At 56.5% G+C, this 26,134-nt stretch carries 19 protein-coding genes; 11 read left to right on the top strand and 8 right to left on the bottom strand.

Annotated features, from left to right (window positions below; genetic code table 11):
* Positions 1-82: 82 nt before the first annotated feature.
* From malQ to glgC, 3 genes are read right to left on the bottom strand one after another with little or no spacing between them, the layout of a single operon-like run.
* Positions 83-1,570: a 4-alpha-glucanotransferase gene (gene malQ / locus ABJM11_RS14355; protein WP_348295600.1), complete on the bottom strand. Its 1,488-nt coding sequence runs from the start codon at positions 1,568-1,570 to the stop codon at positions 83-85.
* Positions 1,567-3,291 carry a glycoside hydrolase family 57 protein gene (locus tag ABJM11_RS14360; RefSeq protein ID WP_348295601.1) on the bottom strand — a complete coding sequence of 575 codons (1,725 nt, stop codon included), beginning with the start codon at positions 3,289-3,291 and terminating at the stop codon, positions 1,567-1,569. Before ABJM11_RS14360 ends, malQ begins: the two co-directional genes overlap by 4 nt.
* Positions 3,281-4,546: a glucose-1-phosphate adenylyltransferase gene (gene glgC, locus ABJM11_RS14365; protein ID WP_348295602.1), complete on the bottom strand. Its 1,266-nt coding sequence runs from the start codon at positions 4,544-4,546 to the stop codon at positions 3,281-3,283. The genes ABJM11_RS14360 and glgC overlap by 11 nt, the downstream gene beginning before the upstream one ends.
* A gap of 188 nt (positions 4,547-4,734) precedes the next feature.
* On the opposite strand from glgC, the gene glgB reads away from it, so the two are divergent.
* Genes glgB through glgP form a run of 3 tightly spaced genes read left to right on the top strand, consistent with a single transcriptional unit; the run spans position 4,735 to position 10,666 of the window.
* Positions 4,735-6,621, top strand: coding sequence for a 1,4-alpha-glucan branching protein GlgB (glgB, locus tag ABJM11_RS14370; RefSeq protein WP_348295603.1), 1,887 nt, complete (start codon positions 4,735-4,737; stop codon positions 6,619-6,621).
* Positions 6,618-8,069, top strand: a complete 1,452-nt coding sequence (glgA, locus tag ABJM11_RS14375; RefSeq protein ID WP_348295604.1) for a glycogen synthase GlgA — start codon at positions 6,618-6,620, stop codon at positions 8,067-8,069. Before glgB ends, glgA begins: the two co-directional genes overlap by 4 nt.
* A gap of 44 nt (positions 8,070-8,113) precedes the next feature.
* Positions 8,114-10,666, top strand: coding sequence for an alpha-glucan family phosphorylase (gene glgP / locus ABJM11_RS14380; RefSeq protein WP_348295605.1), 2,553 nt, complete (start codon positions 8,114-8,116; stop codon positions 10,664-10,666).
* A gap of 19 nt (positions 10,667-10,685) precedes the next feature.
* On the opposite strand, the gene ABJM11_RS14385 is transcribed toward glgP, so the two are convergent.
* Together ABJM11_RS14385 and ABJM11_RS14390 are read right to left on the bottom strand one after the other, a co-directional pair.
* Positions 10,686-11,345, bottom strand: coding sequence for a carboxylesterase (locus ABJM11_RS14385; protein WP_348295606.1), 660 nt, complete (start codon positions 11,343-11,345; stop codon positions 10,686-10,688).
* Positions 11,346-11,360: 15 nt separating this feature from the next.
* Positions 11,361-12,566: a 1-acyl-sn-glycerol-3-phosphate acyltransferase gene (locus tag ABJM11_RS14390; RefSeq protein ID WP_348295607.1), complete on the bottom strand. Its 1,206-nt coding sequence runs from the start codon at positions 12,564-12,566 to the stop codon at positions 11,361-11,363.
* 152 nt (positions 12,567-12,718) lie between these two features.
* On the opposite strand from ABJM11_RS14390, the gene recQ reads away from it, so the two are divergent.
* Positions 12,719-14,578 carry a DNA helicase RecQ gene (gene recQ / locus ABJM11_RS14395; protein ID WP_348295608.1) on the top strand — a complete coding sequence of 620 codons (1,860 nt, stop codon included), beginning with the start codon at positions 12,719-12,721 and terminating at the stop codon, positions 14,576-14,578.
* Between the two features lie 9 nt (positions 14,579-14,587).
* Here recQ and ABJM11_RS14400 read toward each other — a convergent pair whose 3' ends face one another.
* Positions 14,588-15,139 carry a DUF4442 domain-containing protein gene (locus tag ABJM11_RS14400; protein ID WP_348295609.1) on the bottom strand — a complete coding sequence of 184 codons (552 nt, stop codon included), beginning with the start codon at positions 15,137-15,139 and terminating at the stop codon, positions 14,588-14,590.
* Between the two features lie 202 nt (positions 15,140-15,341).
* Here ABJM11_RS14400 and ABJM11_RS14405 point away from each other — a divergent pair, with 202 nt between their 5' ends.
* On the top strand, positions 15,342-16,301 hold the full coding sequence (locus tag ABJM11_RS14405) for a hypothetical protein (protein WP_348295610.1): 960 nt from the start codon (positions 15,342-15,344) through the stop codon (positions 16,299-16,301).
* Here the strand turns inward: ABJM11_RS14405 and ABJM11_RS14410 are convergent.
* Positions 16,284-18,170 (bottom strand): methyl-accepting chemotaxis protein, encoded by a 1,887-nt coding sequence (locus ABJM11_RS14410; RefSeq protein WP_348295611.1) that lies wholly within the window; start codon positions 18,168-18,170, stop codon positions 16,284-16,286. The genes ABJM11_RS14405 and ABJM11_RS14410 overlap by 18 nt on opposite strands.
* A gap of 186 nt (positions 18,171-18,356) precedes the next feature.
* On the opposite strand from ABJM11_RS14410, the gene ABJM11_RS14415 reads away from it, so the two are divergent.
* From ABJM11_RS14415 to selD, 4 genes are all read left to right on the top strand, one after another.
* Positions 18,357-19,904: a bifunctional GNAT family N-acetyltransferase/carbon-nitrogen hydrolase family protein gene (locus ABJM11_RS14415; RefSeq protein ID WP_348295612.1), complete on the top strand. Its 1,548-nt coding sequence runs from the start codon at positions 18,357-18,359 to the stop codon at positions 19,902-19,904.
* 122 nt (positions 19,905-20,026) lie between these two features.
* On the top strand, positions 20,027-20,425 hold the full coding sequence (locus tag ABJM11_RS14420) for a hypothetical protein (protein ID WP_348295613.1): 399 nt from the start codon (positions 20,027-20,029) through the stop codon (positions 20,423-20,425).
* A gap of 48 nt (positions 20,426-20,473) precedes the next feature.
* Positions 20,474-21,214 carry a helix-hairpin-helix domain-containing protein gene (locus ABJM11_RS14425; RefSeq protein WP_348295614.1) on the top strand — a complete coding sequence of 247 codons (741 nt, stop codon included), beginning with the start codon at positions 20,474-20,476 and terminating at the stop codon, positions 21,212-21,214.
* Positions 21,214-23,490, top strand: coding sequence for a selenide, water dikinase SelD (gene selD, locus ABJM11_RS14430; RefSeq protein WP_348295615.1), 2,277 nt, complete (start codon positions 21,214-21,216; stop codon positions 23,488-23,490). Before ABJM11_RS14425 ends, selD begins: the two co-directional genes overlap by 1 nt.
* On the opposite strand, the gene senB is transcribed toward selD, so the two are convergent.
* Positions 23,480-24,454 carry a selenoneine biosynthesis selenosugar synthase SenB gene (senB, locus tag ABJM11_RS14435; RefSeq protein ID WP_348295616.1) on the bottom strand — a complete coding sequence of 325 codons (975 nt, stop codon included), beginning with the start codon at positions 24,452-24,454 and terminating at the stop codon, positions 23,480-23,482. The two genes, selD and senB, sit on opposite strands and share 11 nt — an antisense overlap.
* Before the next feature lie 147 nt (positions 24,455-24,601).
* Between senB and ABJM11_RS14440 the strand changes: the two genes are divergently transcribed.
* Both ABJM11_RS14440 and ABJM11_RS14445 read left to right on the top strand, forming a co-directional pair.
* Positions 24,602-25,471 (top strand): putative selenate ABC transporter substrate-binding protein, encoded by an 870-nt coding sequence (locus tag ABJM11_RS14440; RefSeq protein ID WP_348295617.1) that lies wholly within the window; start codon positions 24,602-24,604, stop codon positions 25,469-25,471.
* The gene (locus ABJM11_RS14445) at positions 25,471-26,121 is read left to right on the top strand and encodes an ATP-binding cassette domain-containing protein (protein WP_348295618.1); all 651 of its coding nucleotides are present in this window, start codon (positions 25,471-25,473) and stop codon (positions 26,119-26,121) included. The genes ABJM11_RS14440 and ABJM11_RS14445 overlap by 1 nt, the downstream gene beginning before the upstream one ends.
* The last annotated feature ends 13 nt before the right edge of the window (positions 26,122-26,134 follow it).

Genomic DNA, 26,134 nt, shown 5'->3' on the forward strand with positions numbered 1-26,134 from the left:
ACGCCAATTGTTTAAACGACCTGTTATTTATAGCGGAGTATTGCGTACACCTTTTTGATGTTGATCAATAATCGAGCAACCATCACGGCAGCCGTCCATGCCGCTGTACGGTTTCAGCAATTCTGTTTGACAGGTCGCTCCTGCAAAGATTCCAGTCCAATTGCCATATCCAGTTATTTATGACGGTTCCGGGCGTGTTGAATCTGGCCTCTGTACCGAGTCCCATAAAGTCCTGTAACGGCACAATAGCCAGGGAGCACACTGACCGGAATGCTGCATCAATCATTGGCCAGGGCATATCCTCTCCTGTGGCGCCCAGGTAATCGTAAACGTAGCGCCGGGTATGCTCGTCCAGGCTCTGGTACCAACCAAGCGTAGTGTCATTGTCGTGGGTTCCTGTGTATACAAGATCCCGGGAATGGTGGTTATGCAACAGGTGCGGGTTTTCCGGGCTGCCATCAAACCCGAACTGCATGACGGTCATACCCGGCAGCCTGAACCGGTTTCGCAGCTGTTCCACTTCGTCGCTGATGACCCCGAGGTTCTCGGCAACCAGCGGTAAATCCGGAAACCGGTTGAAACATGCTTCAAGAAAATGGTCCCCCGGGCCAGGCACCCAGTAGCCGAATCTGGGTTCCGGTGTTCTGGCCGGAATTTCCCAGTAAGCCTGGAGGCCACGGAAGTGATCAATACGAATGAGATCGAAAAGGTGGCGCTGGCTCTCGAGCCGCTCCAGCCACCACTGATAGCCATCTACTGCCATGGCATCCCAGTCATAGAGCGGGTTTCCCCAGTGCTGGCCTTCCGGGGAAAAATAATCCGGTGGTACCCCGGCAATCACAGTAGACTCCCCCTGTTCATCAAGCTTGAACAGGTGTCGGTTGGCCCAGACATCGGCACTGTCGTGAGCCACGAAGATGGGAATATCGCCAAACAGCACTATGCCCTTTCCCCGCGCGTAGTCACGCAGAGTCTGCCACTGATGATTAAACAGGAACTGTTCGAAACCAATCCTCGCCAGACGAAGCTGGTTCTGCTCAATGAAACTCTGTAATGCGCCGTAATCACGGTCACGAAGAGGTTGCGGCCAGTGAAGCCAGCCCGGTGCAGCCTGAATTTCGCGGATGCCACAGAACAGGCAGAAATCATCCAGCCAGTAAGCATTGGTATCACGGAAGTGTTGATAGCCGGCAAGATCCAGCCCATTCAGCCCCGCCCCTTCTCTGTTGAAGAAACGCTCTGCCGCCATTGTGAGCAACTGGTGCCGGGCATCAGGAGACGGTTGCGTCAGCTCCGCTTCTTTCAGCAGGTCAGCCTCGACAAGTTCTGACAGGTCAATATGATGCGGATTGCCAGCGTGAGCGCTCAGGGACTGGTACGGCGACAGGTCCGGATGTGTTGGCCCGATGGGAAGCGTCTGCCAGACACTCAGGCGACAGTCCCCCAGGAAATCGACAAAGGTGCGGGCGCTTTCACCCAGTATGCCCCAGGCTCCGGGTAAGCACGTTGGATGTAGCAGGACCCCGGCGCGGCGCGCACTGAACAGATCGTCGGCGCTGCTCGAAGTCATACCGTTTTATCCGCTTCATGCCCGGGCCGCATGGCGCCACCCCGGGCCGGGTCACCACTGCCCTGGCTAAGTTGCTGGAACACGGATGATGGTGCCGGATAACCGATCATTTCATAAAGATTTACCAGATGCCTACGGTACAGATGCTCGAAATCGCTGACGATCTGGGCGGGGTTGTAGTCCCCGAACCACCAGAACCAGTCCGAGCCTTCACAGATGGCCAATTGTTTACTTGCGGCTTCTTTCTGCTCCGCATTGAGGCTCCCGTTGTCCATCACCCTGTCGTAATGGATCTTCGCTTCACACAACAGGTCCCAGGCACGGTTCTTATCCGGGTCGCCAATCCAGGTGGAAAAAGTGCCGTAAATCCAGCTTCCCGCTACCAGGCGAGGCAGTCGGACCGGGTCGGCGACCGGGTGTGCAACCAGATCACTGTAGGTGGCCAACTCCAGGGTTGGATGTTTCGCAAGTACCCGGTAAAGTTCGTTTAGAAAGTGAAAGCCATTCTCCGGATAGTATTCCCAGGCGTTCTCTCCATCCATAATAACGGAAATGACCTGACGGCCCCTGTTCCTGGTATGCTTCGCGATGTTTTCCATATGATGGACCAGGTCACCAACAGCATCTTCGGCATGCCAGTCTGCATAGGTGAAACCAATAAGATCAGACAGGCCGTCGTCCCGAAAGAACACGTTGATGGCACTCTCACCGAAAATGTACGGCTGGTGAATCCCGTAATCAGGCAGTTCCGGGTATTCTTCCCGCGCCCGGTGCAGGCTGTTGTTAATGACCGAGTCTCCGCTGGCAGTCCACTGAAAGCCTGCGCTATCCAGTAATTCCAGTGTGGCCTGGCTCAGTCCGCCTTCAGAAGCCCAGCAACCAGTGGGCTCGACGCCAAAAAACCGATGAAAAACGGCTTTAGCCTGTTGCAACTGCCAGCCTGCCCGCTCGCCCCCGCCGGGATAGCTGCTGTGGACGGGCAGGATAATCTCAGGCATTGCTTCCCGGGCAGATTCCAGCTTCAGCAATAATGGCAGCATGGCGTGCGTATAAGGGCTTACAGAGAGCTCTACCTGGCCCTTCGCGGCCAGATGCCGGTACCTTGGCCCGATTCCGGACAATACATCGAAGATCACATCCAGCATGGCCCGGCGGTCATCCATCGTGAATTGGTGGCCTTTCTCCTGAAGGCTCTGAATACAGTGGTTTTCAAGGCGAATGGTCTCCCCCACCCAGCCCAGGTGATACCAGACCAGCAGGTCTGACAGGAACCGGCTGGAAATGTACCTCTGCAGTTCCGGTTTTTCCCGATAGATATCGGCCAGCTCGGCCAGTCGTGCAAAGGCGGGATAACGGCTGATGATTCGGTCCGAGTTCGCGCGGAGGCATTTCTCCATCAGGCCCAGGAAGGCCGGCGTGCCGGTTTCCGGCAGTTGGTCCGCTACCAGAGCAGCCAGTAGCGGGTCTCCGATCTCGCCGGCCCCATGTCGCCACTGTTCAATCTGGACCAGATAGATTTCAATCTGCTCAAGCAGAACCGGTGCAAAATTAACCACGGCCCTGGCCTCCGGCTCATGTTCCAGATGCGCCGCCATATCGCTGTAGTCCTTGATGGTGTGGAGGTACACCCAGGGAAACAGAAACTGTCCGGTACGCATATCCTGATATGACGGCTGATGCATGTGCCAGCAAAGCACGACCGGGGTTTTATCAGAGGCCATGGGGGTAATCCTGCCCGAGCATCTCGGGCGTGATCAGCACAATACCTTTTGGAGAAACATGAAACCGCTTCCGGTCTTCCGCGTCGTCAAAGCCGATGCGCGAGCCCTCGGGGATGCGGCAACCGCGATCAATCAGGGCATTGCGTATGTGACAGTGGCGGCCAATGTCTACATCCGGATAGATAACCGAGTCTGATATATCACTGTAAGAATGAATTCTAACTTGCGAAAATAAAAGAGAATGCCGCACGATGGCACCGGAAACGATGCAGCCTCCCGCAACCATGGAGTCCACCGCCATTCCCCGTCGGTTCTCGTCATCAAATATAAACTTGGCCGGCGGCAACTGTTCCTGGTAGGTCCATATTGGCCAGTGAGAGTCATAAAGATTCAGTTCAGGGCTGATGCCGATCAGTTCCAGATTAGCCTGCCAGAGCGCATCAATAGTGCCTACATCCCGCCAGTAGGCAGGTTTGTTCTGTACCGGATCCTGGAACGGAAAAGCGACTACCCGCAGGCGCCTGATCACGGACGGAATAATATCCTTGCCAAAATCGTGGGAAGAATTACCGTCCATCTGGTGATCCCGGGTCAGCTCATCGAACAGTACCTGGGTGCTGAATACATAGATTCCCATCGAAGCCAGCGCCTTGCCCGGCTGGCCGGGCATTGGCCGGGGGTTCTCGGGTTTTTCGATAAACTCGGTAATCCTGAATTCCTCGTCCACCGACATCACGCCAAAGGCTGAGGCCTCTTCGACAGGAACCTCAATACAGCCCACGGTTATATCGGCATCATTCTCGACATGCGCAGCCAACATTGTTCCATAGTCCATCTTGTAGACATGGTCGCCGGCGAGAATCAGAACATACTCCGGCATATGGCTGCGGATGATATCGAGGTTCTGGAGCACCGCGTCTGCGGTTCCCTCGTACCAGGAGGTTTCGATGCGTTGCTGCGCTGGAAGGAGCTCTACAAATTCGTCCAGCTCACCACGGAGAAATCCCCAGCCACGCTGTATGTGCCGGATCAGTGAGTGGGATTTGTACTGGGTGATCACCCCCACCTGGCCGATGCCCGAATTGATGCAGTTGGAGAGAGGAAAATCGATGATCCGGAACTTTCCGCCAAAAGGCACCGCAGGCTTGGCGCGCCACCTGGTGAGATCGTGAAGTCGGGAGCCACGGCCTCCTGCAAGTACCAATGCTAGTGTCTGACGAGTAAGACGACTGACGAAACGTTTGGCCGTGTGCATAGCTGCTTCCCTGAAGAAACTCTGTCCCTGTGGCCGGTTGCTCAACCGAGGGTTCGCCACGTTTTTGACGCTTCTTACTATATTAGAACACTATCACGGAATTATGACGTAAACTTGTTCTGGGTCATTTTTTAATCAGGCCCTGTAACGTCCAATGGAAGCCACCCTGGTCAGGAAAAGCACGGTCTATGGACAGCCCAACGCTCAGCGAATTCGACCTTCATCTATTTTCTGAAGGCCGTCATTGGCATATCTATAACGTTCTTGGCGCTCACGTGTGCAGAACCCGGGATACCGAGGGTGTCCGATTCGCCGTCTGGGCACCCCACGCCCGGTCGGTCAGCGTTGTCGGAGACTTCAATCATTGGGACTCAGAACTCCATCCCATGAGCCTGCACGACAGCACGGGTGTCTGGTCCTGTTTTATTCCGGGCGCCGGCACGGGAACCCTCTACAAGTTTTCGATCACCACCGGGGCGGGAAGCGAGGTGTTGAAAACCGATCCCTACGGCCAGGCCTTCGAAATGAGACCCGCTACCGCCGCCGTGGTAACGGAACGCGGCCATTTTTCCTGGAGCGACGGCGACTGGCTTGACAGCCGTGGCCACTGGGACTGGCAGGGTTCACCCGTTTCAATATACGAGGTTCACGTTGCATCCTGGCGCCATCACGGCTCCGGGCGGTGGCTGAACTATCGTGAACTTGCCGACCAGCTGATCCCCTATGTGCTGGAACTCGGCTTCACCCACATCGAGTTGCTGCCGGTTACCGAACATCCGCTGGATGAATCCTGGGGCTACCAGACCACCGGCTACTACGCTCCCACCAGTCGCTTCGGTACACCGGATGACATGCGCTATCTGGTTGACCAGTGCCACCGGAACAATATCGGCGTAATTCTGGACTGGGTCCCCGGGCACTTCCCCACCGATGAGCACGCCCTCGCCATGTTTGATGGCAGCGCACTATACGAACATGAAGACCCGCGCCAGGGCCGCCACCAGGACTGGGGTACGCTGATCTACAATTACGGTCGCCACGAGGTCCGGAATTTTCTTATCGGCAGCGCTCTGTTCTGGCTGGACGCCTTCCACATAGACGGTTTGCGGGTGGATGCCGTGGCTTCGATGCTCTACCTGAATTATTCCCGCAATGAAGGCGAATGGTTGCCGAATGTGCATGGCGGCCACGAGAATCTCGAAGCCATTGATTTCCTCCGAGAATTGAACCGGGCCTGCCAGTGCCGGTTTCCCGGGGCCCTGGTATGTGCCGAAGAGTCCACCTCCTGGCCGCGGGTTACCCGACCACCGGAGATTGATGGCCTCGGCTTCAATCTGAAATGGAACATGGGCTGGATGCACGACACTCTTGATTACCTGCAACAGGATCCCGTGTACCGCCAGTATCATCATGACAAGCTGACCTTTGGCCTGGTTTACGCCTTCACTGAGAATTTCCTGCTCCCTCTGTCACACGACGAGGTTGTGCATGGCAAAAGCAGCCTTATCAATAAAATGCCCGGGGACGAATGGCAGCAGCGCGCCTCTTTACGGGTGCTGTTCACCTATTTGTATGGGTATCCCGGCGCCAAGCTACTGTTTATGGGGGGCGAGTTCGGCCAACGCCGGGAGTGGAGCGAATCCAGGGAACTCGACTGGTCATTACTGGCCTATCCTGAACATCAGGGCATCAAGCGCCTGGTGCAGGATCTGAATGGCCTTTACCGCCAGGAAGTCTCACTACACGGCGCCAGCTTCCGGCCTGAGGGGTTTGAATGGATCGACTGCCATGACTCGCCCCAGTCCGTGATCAGCTTCCTGCGAACCGCGAAAGGCGAAACGTCGGTGGTGGTGGTGAATTTCACACCCATGCCACGGCATCAATACAGGATCGGGCTGCCCCAGGGCGGCATCTGGCGGGAGATTTTCAACTCGGATTCCGAATACTACGGTGGTAGCAATCTCGGCAACCCTTATCCGATGCAGGCCGAGGAAACAGCCTGGATGAATCGGAACTGGTCACTGGAGCTGACTCTGCCGCCGCTGGGGGCCATTATTCTGAGGCCAGGGTCGTGATCCGGGTTCTGTTTGCCACCAGTGAGGTCTACCCACTGGTTAAAACCGGCGGTCTCGCGGATGTGTCTGCCAGCCTGCCCGAGGCACTCTGCAGGCTGGATTACGACGTCCAGATTCTCTTGCCGGGTTACCCTGCCGCTATCAAAGCTGCCAGAGAAGCAGGTTCCCGCAGGAAAACCCGCTTCCGGATAGGGCAATACGAGGTCAGCCTCTGGCAGACCCGGCTTCCGGGAACGGCGGTCACGCTCTGGCTGGTAGATTGCCCGCCCCTGTTCGAGCGGCCGGGCAACCCCTATCAGAATGAAAAGGGCCAGGACTGGTGGGATAACGCCCATCGGTTCGAGCTGTTCGGCAAAGTCGGTGCCATGATGGCCATTGGCGAAGCCGGACTGAACTGGCGGCCGGACCTGGTGCACTGCAACGACTGGCAGACCGGGCTCATTCCGGTCTTTCTGGAGCACTACCCCTATCGGCCGGGCACGGTATTCACCATCCACAACCTTGCTTACCAGGGTATTTTTTCCCATGAAACCTTTCGGGCCCTGGGATTGCCGGATTCACTCTGGCGGCTGGACCAGCTGGAATTTTACGGACAGTTGTCCTTTATTAAGGGGGGACTTGTATTCAGCGACCGCATTACCACTGTCAGCCCCGAATATGCCAGAGAAATTCAGATGCCTGAATTCGGTCATGGTCTTGATGGCGTTCTACGGCATCGGGCAAGCCATCTGACCGGTATCCTGAATGGTATCGACGCCCGTATCTGGGACCCGGAGCAAGACTCTGAACTGGCTTTCCATTACGGCCGTGATCACCTTAAAAACAAAACCCAGTGCCAGGCCCAGTTGCAGCAGGAACTCGGCCTTGAGGTCAGCGGTGGGCCCCTGTTGGGGTTTATCGGCCGCCTGGTGGAACAGAAGGGAGTGGACTGGCTGATCGCGGTGATGCCCGAGTTACTGGAGCGCGGATGTCAGTTTGCGGTGCTCGGCTCCGGTGAAGCGCGCTTCGAGAAGCCATTGCAGCAACTGGCGCGGCAGTGGCCCGGCCAGATGTCCCTCACATTGGGGTACGACGAGGGGCTCTCCCACCGTATTACCGCCGCATGCGATATTTTCCTGATGCCCTCCCGGTTCGAGCCCTGCGGTCTGAACCAGATGTACAGCCTTCGCTATGGCACGATTCCCGTGGTGCACGCGGTTGGGGGGCTTGCCGATACCGTGAACGATCCCGATGAGGCGGGCATTGGAAAAGCCAACGGTTTCCGGTTTATCAGGGCGGATGAGCAGGCCCTGCTGGCAGCGATCAACCGGGCACTGGCGTATTTCCGGGTTCGGAAATCGTGGCGACGGCTACAGGAGAACGGCATGACAGAGGACTATTCCTGGAAGCAGCGGGCCAGAAGCTACGGCAACCTTTATCAGAGCATTCTCAAAGAGCGTGATATCTAACGGCTGGACCAGTGCGGGCATGCGCCCGCCCGGAGGCAATGAATATGCACAAGGCAACGGAGTTCCGACTTGAGGCCCACCCCCTTATTCCGGAGGCCCTCGGGCGTCTTGAAGAATTGGCGAATGATCTGTTCTATAGCTGGGATCACGGGGTTCGTAGCCTCTTTGCCCGGATTGACCTGCGGTTGTGGCAGAAAGTTGAGCATAATCCCAAGCTTTTTCTCAGGCGCGTTGCCCAGGACCGGCTCGACGAAGCGGCGGACGACCGGGCATTTCTGGCCGAATACCGACGTGTTTTGAGCTCCTACGATGCCTACCTGGAAGCGGGGCCCGGGTCGGAAGTCACGGAAAAACTGGACCCGGAAACCGCATTGGTGGCCTATTTCTGTGCCGAATTCGGGTTTCACGAAAGCTTTCCCATCTATTCCGGTGGGCTTGGCATTCTGGCAGGGGATCATTGCAAGGCGGCCAGCGATCTCGCCCTGCCCTTTGTGGCTATCGGATTGCTGTATCAGCAGGGTTATTTTATTCAAAGCATCGATGCGCAAGGGCAGCAGATCGCGCGATACCGTTCCCATTCAAGTGATGAGCTTCCTATCACCCCCTTGGAGAGAGACGGTGAGGTGCTCAGAGTATCTGTCCCCTTCCCGGAGCGGGATGTTGTCGCCCGCGTGTGGGAAGCCCGTGTTGGCCATATCCGGTTGTATCTGCTTGACAGTAATACCGAGGAAAACAGCCCTGAAGACCGGAAACTAACGCTGCAGCTGTATGGCGGAGACGAGTCCACACGCATAAGCCAGGAAATGCTCCTTGGCATCGGAGGAACCCGCGTGCTGGAGGCCCTGGGGCTGAAGCCGACAGCCTGGCACATCAACGAAGGCCACGCCGCATTCCAGATTATAGAGCGATGCCGCCAGGCCATGGCTGCGGGTTTGAACTTCGAGGCCGCCCTGGAGGCGGTTGCCGGTGCGACCCTGTTTACAACCCACACACCGGTTGCAGCCGGCCATGATATCTTTTCCAGGGGGCTGGTCCAGGAGGCGCTGGGACGCTACCTGGAAGAATCCGGCCTGGACTTCGAGAAGGTATTCGCCCTGGGGGCCAAAGACAACGGCGACACCTTCAACATGACCAGTCTCGGCCTTCGTGGTTCCCGATTCCATAATGGCGTCAGCAGGATTCACGGAGGTGTGGCATCGCGGATGGAGGGGGATATCTGGCCCCAGGTGCCGCCGGAAGAGAACCCACTTGGTTACATCACCAACGGAGTACACGTGCCCACCTTTCTGGCGCCTGAATGGTCAAGCCTGTTCGACATCCAGGCCCCGACCTGGAAGAGCGAGCTGAGAAACCCGACATTCTGGGAATTTATCGATCAGATTCCGGACTATCACTACTGGAGTGTTCACAAGTCGCTCAAACAGCAGATGGGCGAATACATCGTTCGCCAACTGAAGCGCCAGCACAAACGAAACGGCACGGGGCATTCCGTGACAGAGCGCATGACGCGCCAACTGGTCTCCACAGAGAAGGATACTCTGGTGATTGGATTTGCGCGGCGGTTTGCCACCTACAAGCGCGCTACGCTCATCTTCTCCGACCTTGACCGGCTCGAGCAGATTATTACCAATGCGGATCGCCCTGTAGTGCTGGTGTTCGCCGGTAAGGCGCATCCTCAGGACAAGCCCGGTCAACAACTGATCCGGGTCATCCATGACCTTTCCATGCACCCGTCCCTGATGGGGCACGTAATTCTGCTGGAGGATTACGACCAGGCCATGGCCCGGCGGCTGCTCAGTGGCGTGGATGTCTGGCTGAACACTCCGGAATACCCCAAGGAGGCCAGCGGTACTTCCGGAGAAAAGGCCGCACTGAATGGCGCCCTGAATCTCAGCGTGCTGGATGGCTGGTGGGGCGAGGGTTACAACGGCAAAAATGGCTGGGCCATTCCGCCCAGGGATACCGAAATGGATGCCGAGTTCCGCAATCAGGAGGAAGCCCGTGACCTTCTGGATCTGCTGGAGTTCGAGGTGGTTCCGCTCTACTACGAGCGCGCCTCCCAGGGCTATTCGAAGGGCTGGGTGAAACGTTCCAAAGCGTCCATGAAAACGATTACCCCACAATTCAACAGCCAGCGCATGGTGATGGATTACGTCACTGATTACTATCAGACTGCATCCAGCCAGGGGGCCCGGTTAACGGCCGACGGCGGCGAGATGGCCACGGCGCTTTCAGACTGGAAAGCAAGGGTACGGGAAGCCTGGCCAGGGGTAGAAATAAGCGTTGTCGGGTGCGTGGATAGCCGGTGCCCCCACGACGGCTCGGTAGCGCTGAGTGTCGAGGCCCGGCTTAACGGCCTCAGTGCCGACGATGTGCGCGTAGAGTGCCTGGTAAGCCCTGAATGTACCGGGACCCACAAGAATCCCGGCCCTCCGAGTTTTTTTCTTGAGCGCGAAAGTGAAGCTGATGGCAGGACCGTGTTTGCGACACAGGTTCAACCGTCATACCCCGGGCTTCAGACACTCAGGCTCAGAATGTATCCTTACCATGAGGCATTGACGCACCCCCTGGAAATGGGCGCCATGCTCTGGGTCTGAAGCCGGCGACGGCAAGGCGTTATAGAAGGTGCTCGCGGATGAAACGGCCAATATCCTGCACTTCTTCCAGGCACACACTGTGCTCCATCGGGAACGTCTGGTAAGACGGCTCGAAGCCCATTTCTTTCAGCTTCTCCACGCTCAGTCGACCGAGCGATTCCGGCACCATCGGATCGTGGGTTCCATGGTAGATACTGATCGGAATACCACGATTGGCGTTGGATACTTCAACGGTTTTCGCGGTCGCAAAGTAAGTAGACAACGCCAGGATACCGCCCAGGCGTCTGGGATAACTCAGCCCCAGTTCATAAGCAACGGCACCACCCTGTGAGAAGCCCGCTATCACAATGTTCTCGCTTTTTACGCCGCGCTCAATTTCGCGGTCCACCAGCCTGGCGACAGCATCGGCTGAAGCCATCAGTTGGTCAGTATCCACCACCCGGTCGATGTCCATGGCCTTGATGTCGTACCAGGCCGGCATGATCATGCCGCCATTAATGGTTACCGGGATGTTCGGCGCATGGGGAAATATGAAGCGGACCGCAGCATCGTCAGGCAATCCCAGCTCCGGTACCACCGGCTCGAAGTCGTGACCACTGGCACCGAGGCCATGAAGCCAGATAACCGCGGCTGTCGGATTGGGTCTGGTTTCCAGTTCAATATATTCAAGTTCTTGCACAAAATACCTCGGGTATCAGGAATGTTCTGTTGGGGCGTTCGCGCTGCCATTGTGGGCCTCAAGCGCAGTCACCACTGGATTGGCGTACATATCCAGCAGGTAGGGCCGAATAGCCGGATCACATGCGTCCAGCCTTCGTTCCATTTCTGCTTCGGCCGCCTCGATCTCTGCTGCCGACCACGCTTCCGCTGTAACCACTGCGTCACTGACCGTATCCGGCGTGGCGTGCGAATCCGGGTGAATGCCCCTTTGCTGGTAGGCCACCAGATTTGATGTATGCAGGTGGTAGTTGGCGTGCATTTCCCGATCGATTCGCGCTGCAAGATCTTTCGCGTTATCTTCGGCGTCGGCAATCGGGGCACCGAAATGCACGTGTACATGCCCCTTGAATCCGGTCAGGCCCCGCATGATCTGATCAGTATCCTCACCTTCCCTCTTGATGTACTCCCCCGTACGCGCACGGGTTTCCAGCTCACGGGCCTTGTCCACGTCACACGGATCGTATTCATAGGCGATGGAAACCGGAACAATATGCAACCGGTTCATGGCCTCCCCGAACGCCAGCCCGCTTTTTTTCCTGCTCATATAGAACATCTTGATAATAGCCGGATCGGTATAATCCAGACCGTTCTTGGCGCGGCCTTCCCGTTGCGCAATCCAGATACTTTCGTTGTTATCAATGCTGTGGTTGATGAACGAGGAAAGCATGATATAGGCGTCCCGCATCTCCCGGGGGCTGGTCATGCTGCGGCGCACAACGAAGCTTTTGTTCAGCCTCATCATTTCCGCGAAAACCCGGTTTGCCAACAGGTTGTCGCCTATGGCAATGCGGGTGGTCTTGAAGCCGTTGGCAAACAACAGGTAATTCACCACCATGGGGTCGAACACAATGTCCCGGTGGTTGGATATAAACAGGTGAGCGCTGTGTTTGTTGAGATTTTCCAGTCCGCTGTGGGTAACACGGGTTGTTGTGTGGTCCACCAGCTCACCGACATACCCGGACAAGCGGGCCTGAAGATCGTCAATTCGGGTAAGACCGGCAAAATGGCTGATGAGCCAGCGCTTCACCCAAAGCCTGAGCATACCGGGAGCCCACTTCGCCAGCATTGGCGACTTGAAGCGGCCAATCATATCCAGAAATTCCGGGTCCCGGACCAGATTGTTGATGGCCGTTCCGGTTTCCTCGTCCGAATAAGGACGAATGGCGTCAAATTCCTGCATGAAGATCCTGTTTGTTGAGTGCAGAAAAAAGCCGCATTGTAGCCGTTTAAAGGTTTGTTTGTCTTCGCCGATTCCGTGACGTGATTCTGGTATCATTGCACCCCTGCCAGAACCTCAGGTTTTAACAGTTCACCAATACCACCGGCCAAGTCATGGATTTTGCACAGCTAAGCACAGAGCGCCCCAGTGTTTCCGATCAGGACCCGGAAGAAGTCCTGCACCGCATATTCGGGTACGAGACCTTCAGGCCACTTCAGGGCGACATTATCCGTGAAGTGGTCAGTGGCGGCGATGCCCTGGTTTTGATGCCCACCGGTGGCGGTAAGTCACTGTGCTACCAGGTACCGGCCCTCGTGCGGGCTGGAACGGCCATCGTGATTTCCCCTCTCATCGCGCTTATGCAGGACCAGGTGGCCGCCCTCAAAGAACTCGGTGTACGGGCTGCCTTTCTGAACTCCACCATGGACTTCGAGCAGGCCAGGGATACCGAGAATGCCCTGATGACCGGAGAACTGGACCTGCTGTACTGCGCACCGGAGCGGCTGATCCAGCCACGTACCCTGGACCTGCTTCATCATGCCTCTATTTCACTGTTTGCCATCGACGAGGCCCACTGCGTCTCCCAGTGGGGCCATGACTTCCGGTCTGACTATCTGGAATTAAGTCGCCTGGCGCACGAGTTTCCCGGAATACCCCGCATTGCATTGACGGCCACCGCCGATGAACGTACACGCAAGGAAATCGCCGAAAGACTGTCACTGACCGAAGCCCGCCACTTTATCAGCGGGTTTGATCGACCGAATATTCAATATCGTATTGCTCCAAAAACCAATGCTAACAAACAGTTACTGGATTTTATTAAAGCAGAACATGATGGTGACTGCGGCATTGTATATTGCCTGTCCCGGAACAAGGTAGACGCCACCGCGAAAATGCTCAGTGACAAAGGCTATACCGCTCTGCCCTATCACGCCGGCCTTAACCCCGGAGACCGGGCCCGACACCAGGAACGCTTTCTCCGGGAAGACGGCGTGATCATCGTGGCCACCATCGCCTTCGGCATGGGAATCGATAAACCGGATGTGCGATTTGTTGCTCATCTGGACCTACCGAAAAGCCTGGAAGCCTACTATCAGGAAACCGGCCGTGCGGGTCGGGATGGCAAGCCTTCCACTGCCTGGATGGTCTACGGTCTGCAGGATGTGATCAAGCTGCGCCAGATGCTTGAGGGATCGATGGGCAACGACCACTTCAAGCGTGTCGAACGTCAGAAACTGGACGCCATGCTGGGGCTGTGCGAAGTGACCAGTTGTCGCCGCCAGGTGCTGCTCCGCTATTTTGGCGACAACCTTGAGCAACCCTGCGGCAACTGTGATACCTGCCTCAACCCGCCGGAAACCTGGGACGGCAAACTTGCTGTGCAGAAAGCTCTCTCCTGCGTATTCCGTACCGGTCAGCGTTTTGGCGTGACCTACCTGATAGATGTTCTGCGCGGTTCAGAAAACGAGCGCATTCTTCAGTTCGGGCATCAGGCGGTGTCCACCTACGGCATCGGCACCGAATTGTCCGCCAGTGACTGGAAATCTGTGTTCCGGCAGCTCGTGGCCAACGGCTACCTGAGGGCAGATCCGGAAGGCTACGGCGCGCTGCAGCTCACGGAGGAGTGCCGGCCGCTGCTCAAGGGCGAAGTGCCCATTCAATTGCGCAGGGACCCGGTGGTCAAATCATCCGGAGGCCGCGGCCCCTCCGGCAACTCGGGGCGCCGCAAAATTGCCGACCAGATTACCGACAAAGCGGGATGGGAAGCGCTGCGGGCCTGTCGCAAGGCTCTCGCGGAAGAAAAAGGCGTGCCACCCTATGTGATTTTCCACGATGCCACTTTGTTCGAGATTCTGGAACAACGCCCGAACAGCCTGGCTAAAATGGCCGAGATCAATGGCGTGGGCGCCGCAAAGCTGGAGAAATACGGAGACACATTCCTGGCCGCCCTGCGGGAACTGGACGGCCTTTGATTTGCTGAACTAAGGTGCCTTGAACCCCTTCTTGCGAACCCGATACTGGGCAATAGACGTAGCTACGTGATTGCCTTCCTGGTCGTACAGAGTTCCCTCCAGTGCAAACGCCGCCCGGCCGGTCTGGTCCGCTTCCGCCTTGATGGCTTCAACGGTCGCCTCATCCAGCGAAAACTCTACAAACACATCCGAATTGGCCGGCTGAAGGAATTGCAGGGTCATCTCTTTCAGAATCGGAGTATAGGCCGGGCCCAGGTCAAACAGGGCAAGTACGCCACCGGGGATTTCCGCCACGAGGAAATATGCGCCGGCATAAAGGCTGCCAAAGTGATTCTTGTTGCCCTTGAGGCGAATCTTCGCCTTCACGAACCCCGGCCTTACCTCTTCCACACTGAAACCGTTGCGCGGTGCAAACGGAATCGACAGCCCGATAATCCGGTTCACAGCGGCATAACCACTGGTTTTCCGCAGCCAGGCCAGCGGCCGGGTAATTTTCGCTCCCGGATCCGATGAAGACACCCACTGCCCCGTTGCACCAATCAGGTTATCGATTAATGTCATGACTTTGCTCTCCTGAACGCAATATTTCCGGCAGGCCGGACCAACAGGCGTAGATATTTACAGGGAGGCCGGAACCATCGCAACTTTTTTTGCCAGTTTCAGTTACCAATTCCTGTTGTGGTCGGAAAATTCACCTAAACTGCTCAGGTGTCGCCAAATACGGCGGTAGGAGAGAGTGAATGGAAGCGGGAGACAAGGCCCCATGAAATCGGGCTTGGCAGGTTGGATACTGATAGGCCTGATATACGGGTGCTCGGGCGCCGGCCTCGTATTGTCTGCGGAACACCCCACCGCGGGCCTGGCAAGTGCCCCCGCTGTGACCGAATACCGCCTGTGGTACCGGAGCTACGACAGCCCGCCTATTCGTGCGCTGGTTGCCCTTGCTTTCCAGAAAACCCCTGAGTACGGACCTTTCAACATTAGCCGCAGCCCGGAGATGGCGCAGGGCCGGGTTGTCCGCGAGCTGGAACAGCCGGGCTCCGCGCTGGTAGACATTGCAAATGTCGCTACGTCGGATGAGCGGGAGGCCAGCCTGCGGGCCATCCCCGTCCCGATTGACGGAGGGTTACTGGGGTTCAGGGTCTGTGTGGTCATGCAGGAGTCCCTGTCGATGTTCGAAGGCATCAACAGCATTTCAGATTTGCAGGAAGCCGGAATACGCATTGGCCAGGGTAGCCACTGGCCTGATACGGCCGTTCTCGAGGCCAATGGGGTAACGGTCATTACCCATTCACGGTATGAAATTCTTTTCAGGATGCTGGAAAATCACCGGTTCGAATGTTTCGCACGAGGTGTCAGCGAAGTTCTGTTTGATCTGGAACTGCAAGGCAACATGGATCTGGTCATTGAGCCGGATCTCCTCATTGCTTACCCCATGCCCTCCTACTTTTTTGTCAGCCGGCGTAACCACGAGACCGCCCATCGTTTGCAACTGGGTATGGAACGGGCGATTCACGACGGCAGTTTTGGCCGGTACCTTGATCATTTTTACGGCAGGGCAATGAAAGAACTGCACCTCGAAGAACGAAAGGTACTGGTCCTTAACAACCCCTATTTGACCGAGGAGTCATGGTCCATCGGTCGCCACACCCTCAGGAAGCTCCAGCAGCGCATCCGGATCCTGTCGCCGCCAGATGAAACCGGATCAGACTTTGAACCTTGAAACGTTCTGGCGCAGCGTTGTTCCAATTGCCTCGATCTGCCCGCTGTATACATCGTTCTCGCTGGCTGCCTTCGCAGCCTCCTGGCCCTCATCCGCAATGCGGGTGATGGAGGAGTTCAGCTCTTCGGTGACCGAGGTCTGCTCCTCAGAGGCCGTAGCAATCTGGGACGTCATCTGACTGATTGAGGTGATCGCCTCTGCAATCCGGTTTAGTGCTTCCATGGCGTCCTGGGCTTTTTCCATACTGACGTTGGAAACAGCAGTGGATGCTTTCATCACGTCCACCGCGTTGTTGGCGCCGCTCTGCAGACGCCCGATCATGTTGTTGATTTCTTCGGTGCTGTCCTGGGTGCGGCGTGCAAGGTTGCGCACTTCGTCTGCCACAACGGCAAAACCGCGCCCGGCATCCCCTGCCCTTGCTGCCTCAATGGCAGCATTCAGAGCCAGAAGATTCGTCTGCTCGGCGATACCCTGAATCACCTCAAGCACCGAGGTGATATCAGTCACGTCCTTACCAAGTTTGTCGATCACTTCAGCGGCCGCGTTAATCTCTTTCGACAGTTTCTGAACGGCATCCCTGGAAGCGGCAACGGTTTCCAGCGAGGCGCGGCTGTCTGTGTCAGCAGTATTGGCGGCATCTGCCGTCTGTAGGGCGTTCTGGGCGATCTCACCGGCCGCCGCAGACATTTCGTTGATCGCAGTGGCCACCATATCGACTTCTGCCTGCTGCTTCTCCACACTGTTGCGGCTGGTGCTGGCGGTCTCCCGCAGCGAGGCCACGTTATCTCCCAGCTCTGCTGCGCCCTCCTGAACATCCCGGACAACATTCTGGATATTGCCGACAAAACTGTTGAATTCCCGAGCCAGTGTTCCGAATTCATCGTTGGCACTGTCATCCAGGCGCTTGGTCAGATCGGCTTCGCCACTGGCGATCGATGACATGGCACGATTCAGATTCCTGACCGGGGTCATCAGTACACGTATGCCGAAGTGCAGCACAACCAGCGACACCAGCAGGCCGATAACGGCAATGATCAGCCCTGTCACACGTGCCGCCTGTACCGGGGCATTGATCTTGTCTTCGTTGACAAAGGTGCCGAGATACCAGTCAACACCACGAGCACCGGCAATGGGGTGGAAACTGGCCGTCCAGCTGAGGTCATCTGACTCGTAGCGGTGGGTCTCGCCGTCAAGCTGCGGAGCTTCACCAAGCAGTTTGCTGATTTTCTTGCCTACCAGCGCCTGGTCCGGGTGGAAAAGCACGGTGCCGTCATCACTTATCAGTGCGGCATACCCGGTATCAGCAAGGGTAATGGCGGAAAGGGCCTGCTCTATGGTTTTCAGTGCAATGTCGCCGCCGATCACGCCCTCAAAGTCTCCGCGCTTTACCGGCGCAAGGGTCGAAATGATGGTGCCGCCTGTGCCAGCATCCAGATAGGGTTCGGTAAACGAAGCAGTGCCGGTCTGTTTTGCCTGCTTGAACCAGGGACGGGTGCGCGGGTCAAAGTCATCCGGAAGGTCGGCTTCAGAGGCGTCGTCTTTCATCAGCATGTAGCCATCGTCACGCCCGATATACACATCGATAAAACCGCCACCGGTAGTGGCTGCTGCCAGAATCACCCGGGCCTCTTCATCCGCAGTGACGGACTCAAGGGCTTTCGCGGTCGCTTCGGTCATCGTCAGCCGTGTATTGAGCCAATCCGCAATACTGGACGTACTTTGTGCAACTGCGTCATCGATCAGCGCCTCCACATAGGTGTCTGTGGTGCTCTGCAGCCTCAGGTTGCCACTTATGGTGAATGCCCCCATAACCAGCACTAGCAAAATTCCGAAGGCTATCAGCAACTTCTGGCCGAAACTCAGATTCATTATCCGGGTCCTTTTGATTCGTTGTGCACAGGAGGCGTAAGCTTGCCACCTTCGCAACCTGCGTTCTGTTCATGGTTGTTTTCGGCCTTTGCGGCGAAGTCTTTAGCGTGATCTGATAAAATAGGGTCTTTATTCAACGCACTCTGTCTGCGTCCTTTACTCGTCATCCAACCGGAGCCGCCGTCTATGGCCCACGAAGAACTTCACCTTAACCTTCGTAACCTTACTATTGATGACTACCCCCAACTCCAGCAGCTGATGGACCGGGTTTACGACGATATTGGCGGTGCCTGGCCCGAGGAAACCATCAAGGCGCTGGTTGAGCAGTTCCCGGACGGCCAGATATGCATTGAGGAATCCGGAGACCTGATCGCAGTGGCGCTGACCGTCTCCGTCAAATATGAACGGTTCAGCAACCCCCACACCTACGATGACCTGATCCTGCGTAACGAAAAGATCTGGCACAACGCCAATGGCGATTCCCTGTACGGGCTGGACGTGTTTATTCACCCGGATTATCGCGGTTACCGTCTCGGGCGGCGGCTTTATGAAGCCCGCAAGGAACTCTGCCGCTCGATGAATCTGCGGGCTATCCTGGCGGGTGGCCGGATTCCGGGCTACCACAAGTATTCGGACCAGTATTCCCCCGAAGAATATATTCAGCGGGTGGATCGCAAGGACATCTACGATCCGATCCTCAGTTTCCAGTTGTCCAACGACTTCCAGGTTACCCGTCTGATGCACAAATACCTGCCGGAAGATGAGAAGTCTCTGGGCTATGCAACGCTACTGGAGTGGCGGAATATTCTTTACACCCCACCCTCACCGGTACTGAGTGTCAAGAAGACCCAGGTGCGGCTGGGCGCCGTGCAATGGCAGATGCGTGAGTTCACTTCCGTGGACGAGGTGCTGGAGCAAGTCGAGTATTTCGTGGACGCGCTGTCTGATTACAAAAGCGATTTCGCACTGTTCCCGGAATTCTTCAACGCGCCGTTAATGGGCCTGACCGACCAGATGGACCAGACCCGGGCAATCCGCTTCCTGGCGGGCTTTACCGAGCAGTTCCGCAATCAGATGTCAGAAATGGCTGTCAGCTACAACATCAACATCATTACCGGTTCCATGCCGCTGCTGGAAAATGACCGGGTGTATAACGTCTCCTACCTCTGCCATCGGGACGGTCGCGTGGACGAACAGCGTAAAATCCATATCACGCCCCATGAACGGCGGGACTGGGTAATCGAAGGTGGCGAAAAGTTCCAGGTGTTCGACACAGACGCCGGCCGGGTGGCCATCATGATCTGCTACGACATCGAGTTCCCGGAGCTCGGGCGACTGGCAGCCAGCGACGAGGTGGACATTATTCTGGTGCCCTTCTGGACCGATACCAAGAACGGCTATCTGCGGGTTCGCCATTGTGCCCAGGCTCGAGCCATTGAAAACGAGTGTTACGTGGTGATCACCGGTAGCGTTGGAAACCTGCCAAAGGTTGAGAACCTTGATGTTCAGTATGCTCAGTCTTCGGTGTTCTCGCCGTCGGACTTCGCCTTTCCCCATGATGCCGTCATGGCAGAAACCACCCCGAACACGGAGATGATCATGTTCTCGGACATGGATCTTGAGAAACTCAAGCTGGTGCGCAACGAGGGGTCCGTCACCAACCTGAAGGACCGGCGCACGGATATATACGCTCTGAATACGATACAGAAAGGCCAAAATAATACCGAGAGTTGAAGAACTGTCTGAGAGCTCTATCGTATGACACTGAACACGTTGCCAAACAGTCGGGTAGTGGCTATTGTTTAACCATGTACCATCAGGTCGCTTCCCCGGAACAAACCAGAGATCACTTGTAAATGAACGAAGCACTACCGGATCTTGTTGCACAGTTTCATGTCAGGCGGGGCCTGTTCCGTCGTGAGCGGGTTGAGGCCGCTCTGTTCGAACTGGACAATTTTGGCTGTGTGATGAAAACCGACAAACTGTTCAACCCGGGCGATACGGTTGTTCTCGACCTGATCATGGAAATGCCTTTTGATAACATCCGGGCCGATGGTATCTCCGGGCTTGTTACTGAGCGTAGAAAACACTGCAGCAACTTCTTCTATTCTATTGATTTTGTAGAACTTAATGGACAGGCATCGCCTGCTCTGACAGACAAGCTCAAGCGAATTCGGGATGTTGTAAAGAAGAAGCAGTTGCTGAAATCCAGACGTTCATCCGGGCCTGCCTCGGGCCTCCGTCAAATGGCCTGAAATCACACGCTCACACGAAACAAACCGTACTGTAAGGAGACGATCCTCATGGCCAAGAAAGCCAAAAAGCAGAATGTTGATAAAGTTGTCAAAAAAGTGAACAAGGAGTTTGAAAAGACGTCATCCCAGATCGAAAAGCTGATCAACGACGCTCTCAAACAGTTTGACGGTCTTCAGAACCAGATTCAGGAGCCGGTGCGCAAGCTACTGAAAGAACTCGATGAGCTTCGTGACCGGGAAATGAAGCGCTTCAGCGACGAATATGAGCGCCGCCTGGGAGAGTTCCACGAACTGCAGAACAACATTCTGGATCGACTTGGCATGGCCAGCAAGGAAGCCAAAGGGGAGGTAAAGCAAGCCGCAGGCAAAGCTTCGAAGAAAGCCCCCTCTACTAATTCGAAAGCTGCTCCGAAAAAAGCCGCCTCCACTAAAACGACCGCCAAAAAGCCCGCTGCCAAAAAGTCATCAACAACGAAAAAGGCAGCCAAACCCAAGACAGCTACTGCCGCCAGAAATCCGGCGTCTGCTGCAAAACCTGCACCCCAGAAGGCAGCGGCCACGGCGAAAAAACAGGCTGCGCCAAAACGCGCACCAAAGCCGAAGGATAAGAGCGACCTGACACAGGTAAAAGGCATTGGCCCCGCCACTGCCCGCAAGATGAACGAAGCGGGTATTACCTCGGTGGATCAGATTGCCAACCCATCTGCGGCGGACCAGGAAAAACTGCAGGCGTTTTCAAAGGTGAAGGGGTTCAGCACCTTCAGTGACGAAGCCAAGAAAGTCATTTGATGCAACAATCCGAACAGCCTGTATTACGGGATATCGTCCTGGTTGGCGGCGGGCACAGCCACGTCGGGGTTCTCAAGCGTTTCGCCATGAAACCCGTACCGGGTGTCCGCCTCACCCTGATCTGTCGTGACACTCATACGCCCTACTCGGGAATGTTGCCTGGCTATGTTGCCGGGCACTACAGCTATGACGATGTTCACATTGACCTTAGCAAACTGGCGGAATTCGCCGGTGCCCGTTTCTACCGTGACGAAGCCATCGGCATTGACCGTAACAGCAAGCGCGTCAATTGCCGGTCTCGGCCGGATGTGCCGTACGACATTCTGTCGGTGAACATTGGCTCCTCGCCCCGCGTTGGGGACGTGGAGGGCGCCAGTGAGCATGCAGTTCCGGTCAAGCCCATTAACGGTTTCAATAACCGCTGGCTGTCGCTCCTTTCCCGACTCGAGAATCACGAAGGCCCGATGTCGGTCGCCGTGGTTGGCGCCGGCGCGGGCGGTGTGGAGCTGACTCTTGCTATGCAGTTCCGGCTCCGGAACGAACTTGATATACGTGGCCACGACCCTGACCAGCTGCACTTCCACCTGTTTGATGCGGAAAGCCAGATACTCCCCACCCATAATGCAAAGGTGCGCGCGGTATTTGCCGATAAGCTGGCCAGCCGCGGGGTGAAGGTTCATCTGGGAGATGCTGTCTCCAAAGTCGAGACAGGCCACCTGACCACGGAATCCGGTGAAACGCACACCGTGGACGAGGTACTCTGGGTAACTCGTGCTGGTGGCCCACAGTGGTTGAATGACACCGGGCTGGCCCTGGACGACGGTGGTTTTATCCGGGTAAAAGATACTCTGCAGACGGAAACCGACGACGATATTTTCGCCGTTGGCGATATCGCCAATGTTGTCAATCACCCCCGCGAGAAAGCCGGTGTATTTGCCGTGCGCCAAGGCCGCCCCCTGGCGGATAACCTCAGGCGGCACGCACTGGGCAAGTCCGTCAAACCCTTCAGCCCCCAGAAAAAGTGGCTGGCATTGATCAGCACGGGTGACAAATTTGCGGTGGCGTCTCGCGGGGACATGTCTGTTGCGGGCAAATGGGTCTGGCGCTGGAAGAACCACATCGATAAGCGCTTCATGGCAAAATTCAACGAACTGCCGGCCATGGAAGAGAACGCCGCCCTGCCCGACACCGGTGCCGCACAAAACGCTGAGGAAGCTTCCCAGGCCATATCCGCGGTTGCCATGCGGTGTGGCGGATGCGGCGCCAAAGTGGGCAGCACGGTATTGTCACGGGCTCTTGGCGAACTACGTCCCATTGAGCGGGATGACATCCTTATCGGCCTGCATGCGCCCGACGACGCGGCGGTGCTTACGGTGCCGCCCGGTAAGGCGGTTGTGCATACCGTCGATTTCTTCCGTGCATTTATTGATGACCCCTATGTGTTTGGCAAAGTTGCTGCTAACCACGCCCTGGGTGACGTGTTTGCGATGGGTGCGGAAGCCCAGAGTGCCACCGCCGTTGCAACCGTGCCCTATGGCATTGAGTCCAAGGTGGAGGACATTGTTTACCAAATGATGTCCGGCGCCGTGGAAGTGCTCAACGAAGCCGGTTGTGCCCTGGTTGGCGGTCATACCGGCGAAGGCCGCGAACTGGCACTGGGTTTTGCGGTTAATGGCCTGATTGATCCTGGCGAGGTAATGAGCAAAGGTGGCTTGCGGGCGGGAGATGTTCTGCTGCTGACCAAACCCATTGGTACCGGCACCCTGTTTGCTGCCCACGCCAGGCTGGAAGCCAGAGGCCGCTGGATTGATGCAGCGCTGGCCTCAATGATGCAGTCCAATAAGGCGGCGGCGGAATGCCTGCGCCGCTATGGCTCGAAAGCCTGTACAGACGTTACCGGTTTTGGCCTGCTGGGGCATCTCGTGGAAATGACCCGGCCATCAGGTGTGGATGCGGAGCTGGACCTGGGCTCGATTCCGATCCTGGCCGGCGCCGAGGAAACCGCAGCCGCCGGCATCCTCAGCTCGCTCCAGCCTGCCAATATCCGACTGCGGCGCGGTATCCGAGATCAGGAAAAGTGGGTGAAGCACCCTCGTTATCCGTTGATCTTCGATCCCCAGACTGCGGGCGGTTTGTTAGCCAGTGTGCCGGCTGAGCAGGCCGAAGCCTGTGTCGATGAGCTCAAGGCCCTGGGTTACCCGCATACCGCGGTTATTGGGCGGGTATTGCCCCAGGACGAGAGCGGCCCTATCGAGCCAATCAGCCTCAGGGATTGAGCCGGGGGCGCCCGGCCACTGCCCTGTCAATGGCTGCCAGCAAGGCAGCCTGCTCTGATTCCGGGGTAAAGGCGCCGGCCAGCTTCGCCACTCGATCCTCAATTTCTGCCAGAAATTCAGGGACATTTTCCGCCTGCTGTAACAGTCTGGCCAGTTCGGTGTCATCACCTACAGGGAAATACCCCGGGTAGTCCTTACCCAGAAGACCGATATTACCCGAAATGCTGGAAGCAATAACCGGCAGGCCGGCGCGGCATGCTTCAGACACCACATTGGCGCCGCCTTCCATCACTGAACTGATCACCATGGCGCGGGATCGCTTCATCAACTGGAGGACGGCAGGCTTTTCCACTTCGCCAAGCCACTGGAAGCGCGGATTTACGTTCTGCTCAGCCAGCGCCTTGTGTTCCCACTCCGGCGTATGGGCCTTGCCAGCATTGATGATGCGAATGGTGGAGGCTTCCGGCAGCCGGCGTGCTGCCAATGCTGCACGTAGAGGGTCTTTTTCGTCGCGGAGATGACCAACAACGCAGATATCAAAGCCCTTTTTCGGCTCTGATACCTGCCCGGGGTTATCCGCAGACTGGAGTACGGTCGTCAGCTTATGAGTGAAACGCTCGGGAATGTCCTGACTGACCCGGTGGTGAAGGCCGATGAGACAATCTGCCAACGCCATGGATTCATGGGTTATTTCGGGGAATCGGTGTTGATGGTCATAGATGTCGGTGCCCGTCAGCACAACAATCAACGGCGTATTCGGATGTTCGGCCCGGAAATGGACAACCGCTTCATGACTTCTCCAGGCGTGCAGTGCAATAAACAGGTCGCAGGATGCTCCCTGGTACTCTGTTACCACATCAGCACGATGGCCCGCCTGGTCGAGCAACTGTTTCCAGCGCTCGGCGGTTGCCCGGTTGCCAGCCCGGGACCCCGGAGGTGCTGGCGTGACTATTGTTATATTCATGGATACATCGCTCCGGGGCGTTTTCTGTTTTTTTGATGGCTATCCCATAACCTGTTCAGGGCATTGAATCGTATAGATGTTCAGAGTTGAGGTAAATCACGTTATCCTGACGCGCTCCATTCAGGAATCAAACATAAGGAAATCCAAATGCCACTTAACCTGATACGGAAGTTAGCTGTAGCCAGCTTACTGACTTTTGTTGCATCTACCACAGCTTCGGCGGAAACCCTGGTATTTACGGCCATCCCGGATGAAGACGAGACCAAACTGGTTGAACGCTTCCAGGGTATCGCCGACTACCTGTCCGGGGAGCTCGAGGTGGACGTTCGTTATATTCCGGTGAAATCCTATGCCGCGGCCATTTCGGCGTTCAGAAACAACCAGGTTCAACTGGCCTGGTTCGGCGGCCTTTCAGGCGTTCAGGCACGGGAACTGGTGCCAGGTTCTGAAGCAATTGCCCAGGGTGTCGAGGACAAGGCGTTCTACACTCACTTTATCGCCCATAAGAGCACGGGGCTTGATGAGATGGAGAACCTTTCGGAGGAACTCCGTGGCAAAACCTTTACCTTTGGATCCAAGGGTTCCACCTCCGGCCGCCTGATTCCGGAGTACTACATTCGTGAAGCGTTTGATGAGGGCCCGGAAGATATCTTTGCACGCGTTGGTTTCAGCGGTAACCACACCCGCACGCTTCGTCTTGTCGAGGCTGGAACCTACGACGTTGGCGCGATCAACTTCTCTGTGTGGGACAAGGAAATGGAAAACGGCAATGTCGATACAGGCGCCGTTAAAGTCATCTGGACCACGCCCTCCTACCCGAACTACCAGTGGACTATCCGTGGTGATGTCAATGAACGGTTTGGCGAGGGTTTCTCCAGGCGGGTTCAGGAAGCCCTGCTTGCAATGGATGATCCCGATCTCCTCGAGAGCTTCCCACGCAGTGGTTTTATTCCGGTTTCAAACGACGCCTACGAGCCGATCCGGGTGGTTGGCAAGCAGATCGGAATTATCGATTAATGTCAGGATTTGACCTAACCGGCCTGACGGCATCGTTTGGCGGAGAGCGGGTTATCGGCCCGCTCTCCCTGAGCGTAAAAGAGGGCGAAAAAGTGGGCCTGGTTGGCCGTAGCGGTGCCGGTAAATCGACATTGATCCGGCTCATATACCAACAGGTTGAAAGCCTGGCGTCACTGATTCCCCAGGAGCTGGGCCTGGTAAACGCATTGCCCGTCTTCCATAACGTTTTCATGGGCCGCCTGGATGCCCACGCAACCTGGTACAACGTGGTGACGCTGATGCGCCCGTTTGCAAAGGACAGCCGCGAAATAAAAGACCTGCTGTCCGAGTTGGCGATGCCGGAGAAGGCATGGATTCCGGCGGCCTCGCTCTCTGGCGGGCAGCGCCAAAGGGTTGCCATTGCCCGTGCCCTTTACCGGCAGTCCGGTCTTTTGCTGGCCGACGAGCCCGTGTCGGCGCTGGACGGCCCCATGGCTCACCAGACAATGCGATTACTGAACGAACGTTTCCAGACCAGCGTTATTGCACTTCACGACGTAGAGTTAGCGTTAGCCTATTGCACACGGATTGTCGGTATCCAGGACGGTCAGGTCGCCCTGGACGAACCCAGCGAAAAGCTGACCCCGGCTGACATCATGCCGCTTTACTGAACCAGAACCCCTA

Source organism: Marinobacter sp. (assembly GCF_039977835.1).
Taxonomy (GTDB): domain Bacteria; phylum Pseudomonadota; class Gammaproteobacteria; order Pseudomonadales; family Oleiphilaceae; genus Marinobacter.

Excerpts from the sequence above, each read along its gene's own strand:
- ABJM11_RS14360 (WP_348295601.1), bottom strand. The coding sequence starts at position 3,291 with ATGGCCTCTGATAAAACCCCGGTCGTGCTTTGCTGGCACATGCATCAG.
- glgB (WP_348295603.1), top strand. The coding sequence starts at position 4,735 with ATGGACAGCCCAACGCTCAGCGAATTCGACCTTCATCTATTTTCTGAA.
- glgP (WP_348295605.1), top strand. The coding sequence starts at position 8,114 with ATGCACAAGGCAACGGAGTTCCGACTTGAGGCCCACCCCCTTATTCCG.
- senB (WP_348295616.1), bottom strand. The coding sequence starts at position 24,454 with ATGAATATAACAATAGTCACGCCAGCACCTCCGGGGTCCCGGGCTGGC.
- ABJM11_RS14420 (WP_348295613.1), top strand. The coding sequence starts at position 20,027 with ATGAACGAAGCACTACCGGATCTTGTTGCACAGTTTCATGTCAGGCGG.
- glgC (WP_348295602.1), bottom strand. The coding sequence starts at position 4,546 with ATGCACACGGCCAAACGTTTCGTCAGTCGTCTTACTCGTCAGACACTA.
- ABJM11_RS14445 (WP_348295618.1), top strand. The coding sequence starts at position 25,471 with ATGTCAGGATTTGACCTAACCGGCCTGACGGCATCGTTTGGCGGAGAG.
- ABJM11_RS14415 (WP_348295612.1), top strand. The coding sequence starts at position 18,357 with ATGGCCCACGAAGAACTTCACCTTAACCTTCGTAACCTTACTATTGAT.
- malQ (WP_348295600.1), bottom strand. The coding sequence starts at position 1,570 with ATGACTTCGAGCAGCGCCGACGATCTGTTCAGTGCGCGCCGCGCCGGG.
- ABJM11_RS14390 (WP_348295607.1), bottom strand. The coding sequence starts at position 12,566 with ATGCAGGAATTTGACGCCATTCGTCCTTATTCGGACGAGGAAACCGGA.
- ABJM11_RS14410 (WP_348295611.1), bottom strand. The coding sequence starts at position 18,170 with ATGAATCTGAGTTTCGGCCAGAAGTTGCTGATAGCCTTCGGAATTTTG.
- ABJM11_RS14400 (WP_348295609.1), bottom strand. The coding sequence starts at position 15,139 with ATGACATTAATCGATAACCTGATTGGTGCAACGGGGCAGTGGGTGTCT.
- ABJM11_RS14405 (WP_348295610.1), top strand. The coding sequence starts at position 15,342 with ATGAAATCGGGCTTGGCAGGTTGGATACTGATAGGCCTGATATACGGG.
- recQ (WP_348295608.1), top strand. The coding sequence starts at position 12,719 with ATGGATTTTGCACAGCTAAGCACAGAGCGCCCCAGTGTTTCCGATCAG.
- ABJM11_RS14425 (WP_348295614.1), top strand. The coding sequence starts at position 20,474 with ATGGCCAAGAAAGCCAAAAAGCAGAATGTTGATAAAGTTGTCAAAAAA.
- ABJM11_RS14440 (WP_348295617.1), top strand. The coding sequence starts at position 24,602 with ATGCCACTTAACCTGATACGGAAGTTAGCTGTAGCCAGCTTACTGACT.
- selD (WP_348295615.1), top strand. The coding sequence starts at position 21,214 with ATGCAACAATCCGAACAGCCTGTATTACGGGATATCGTCCTGGTTGGC.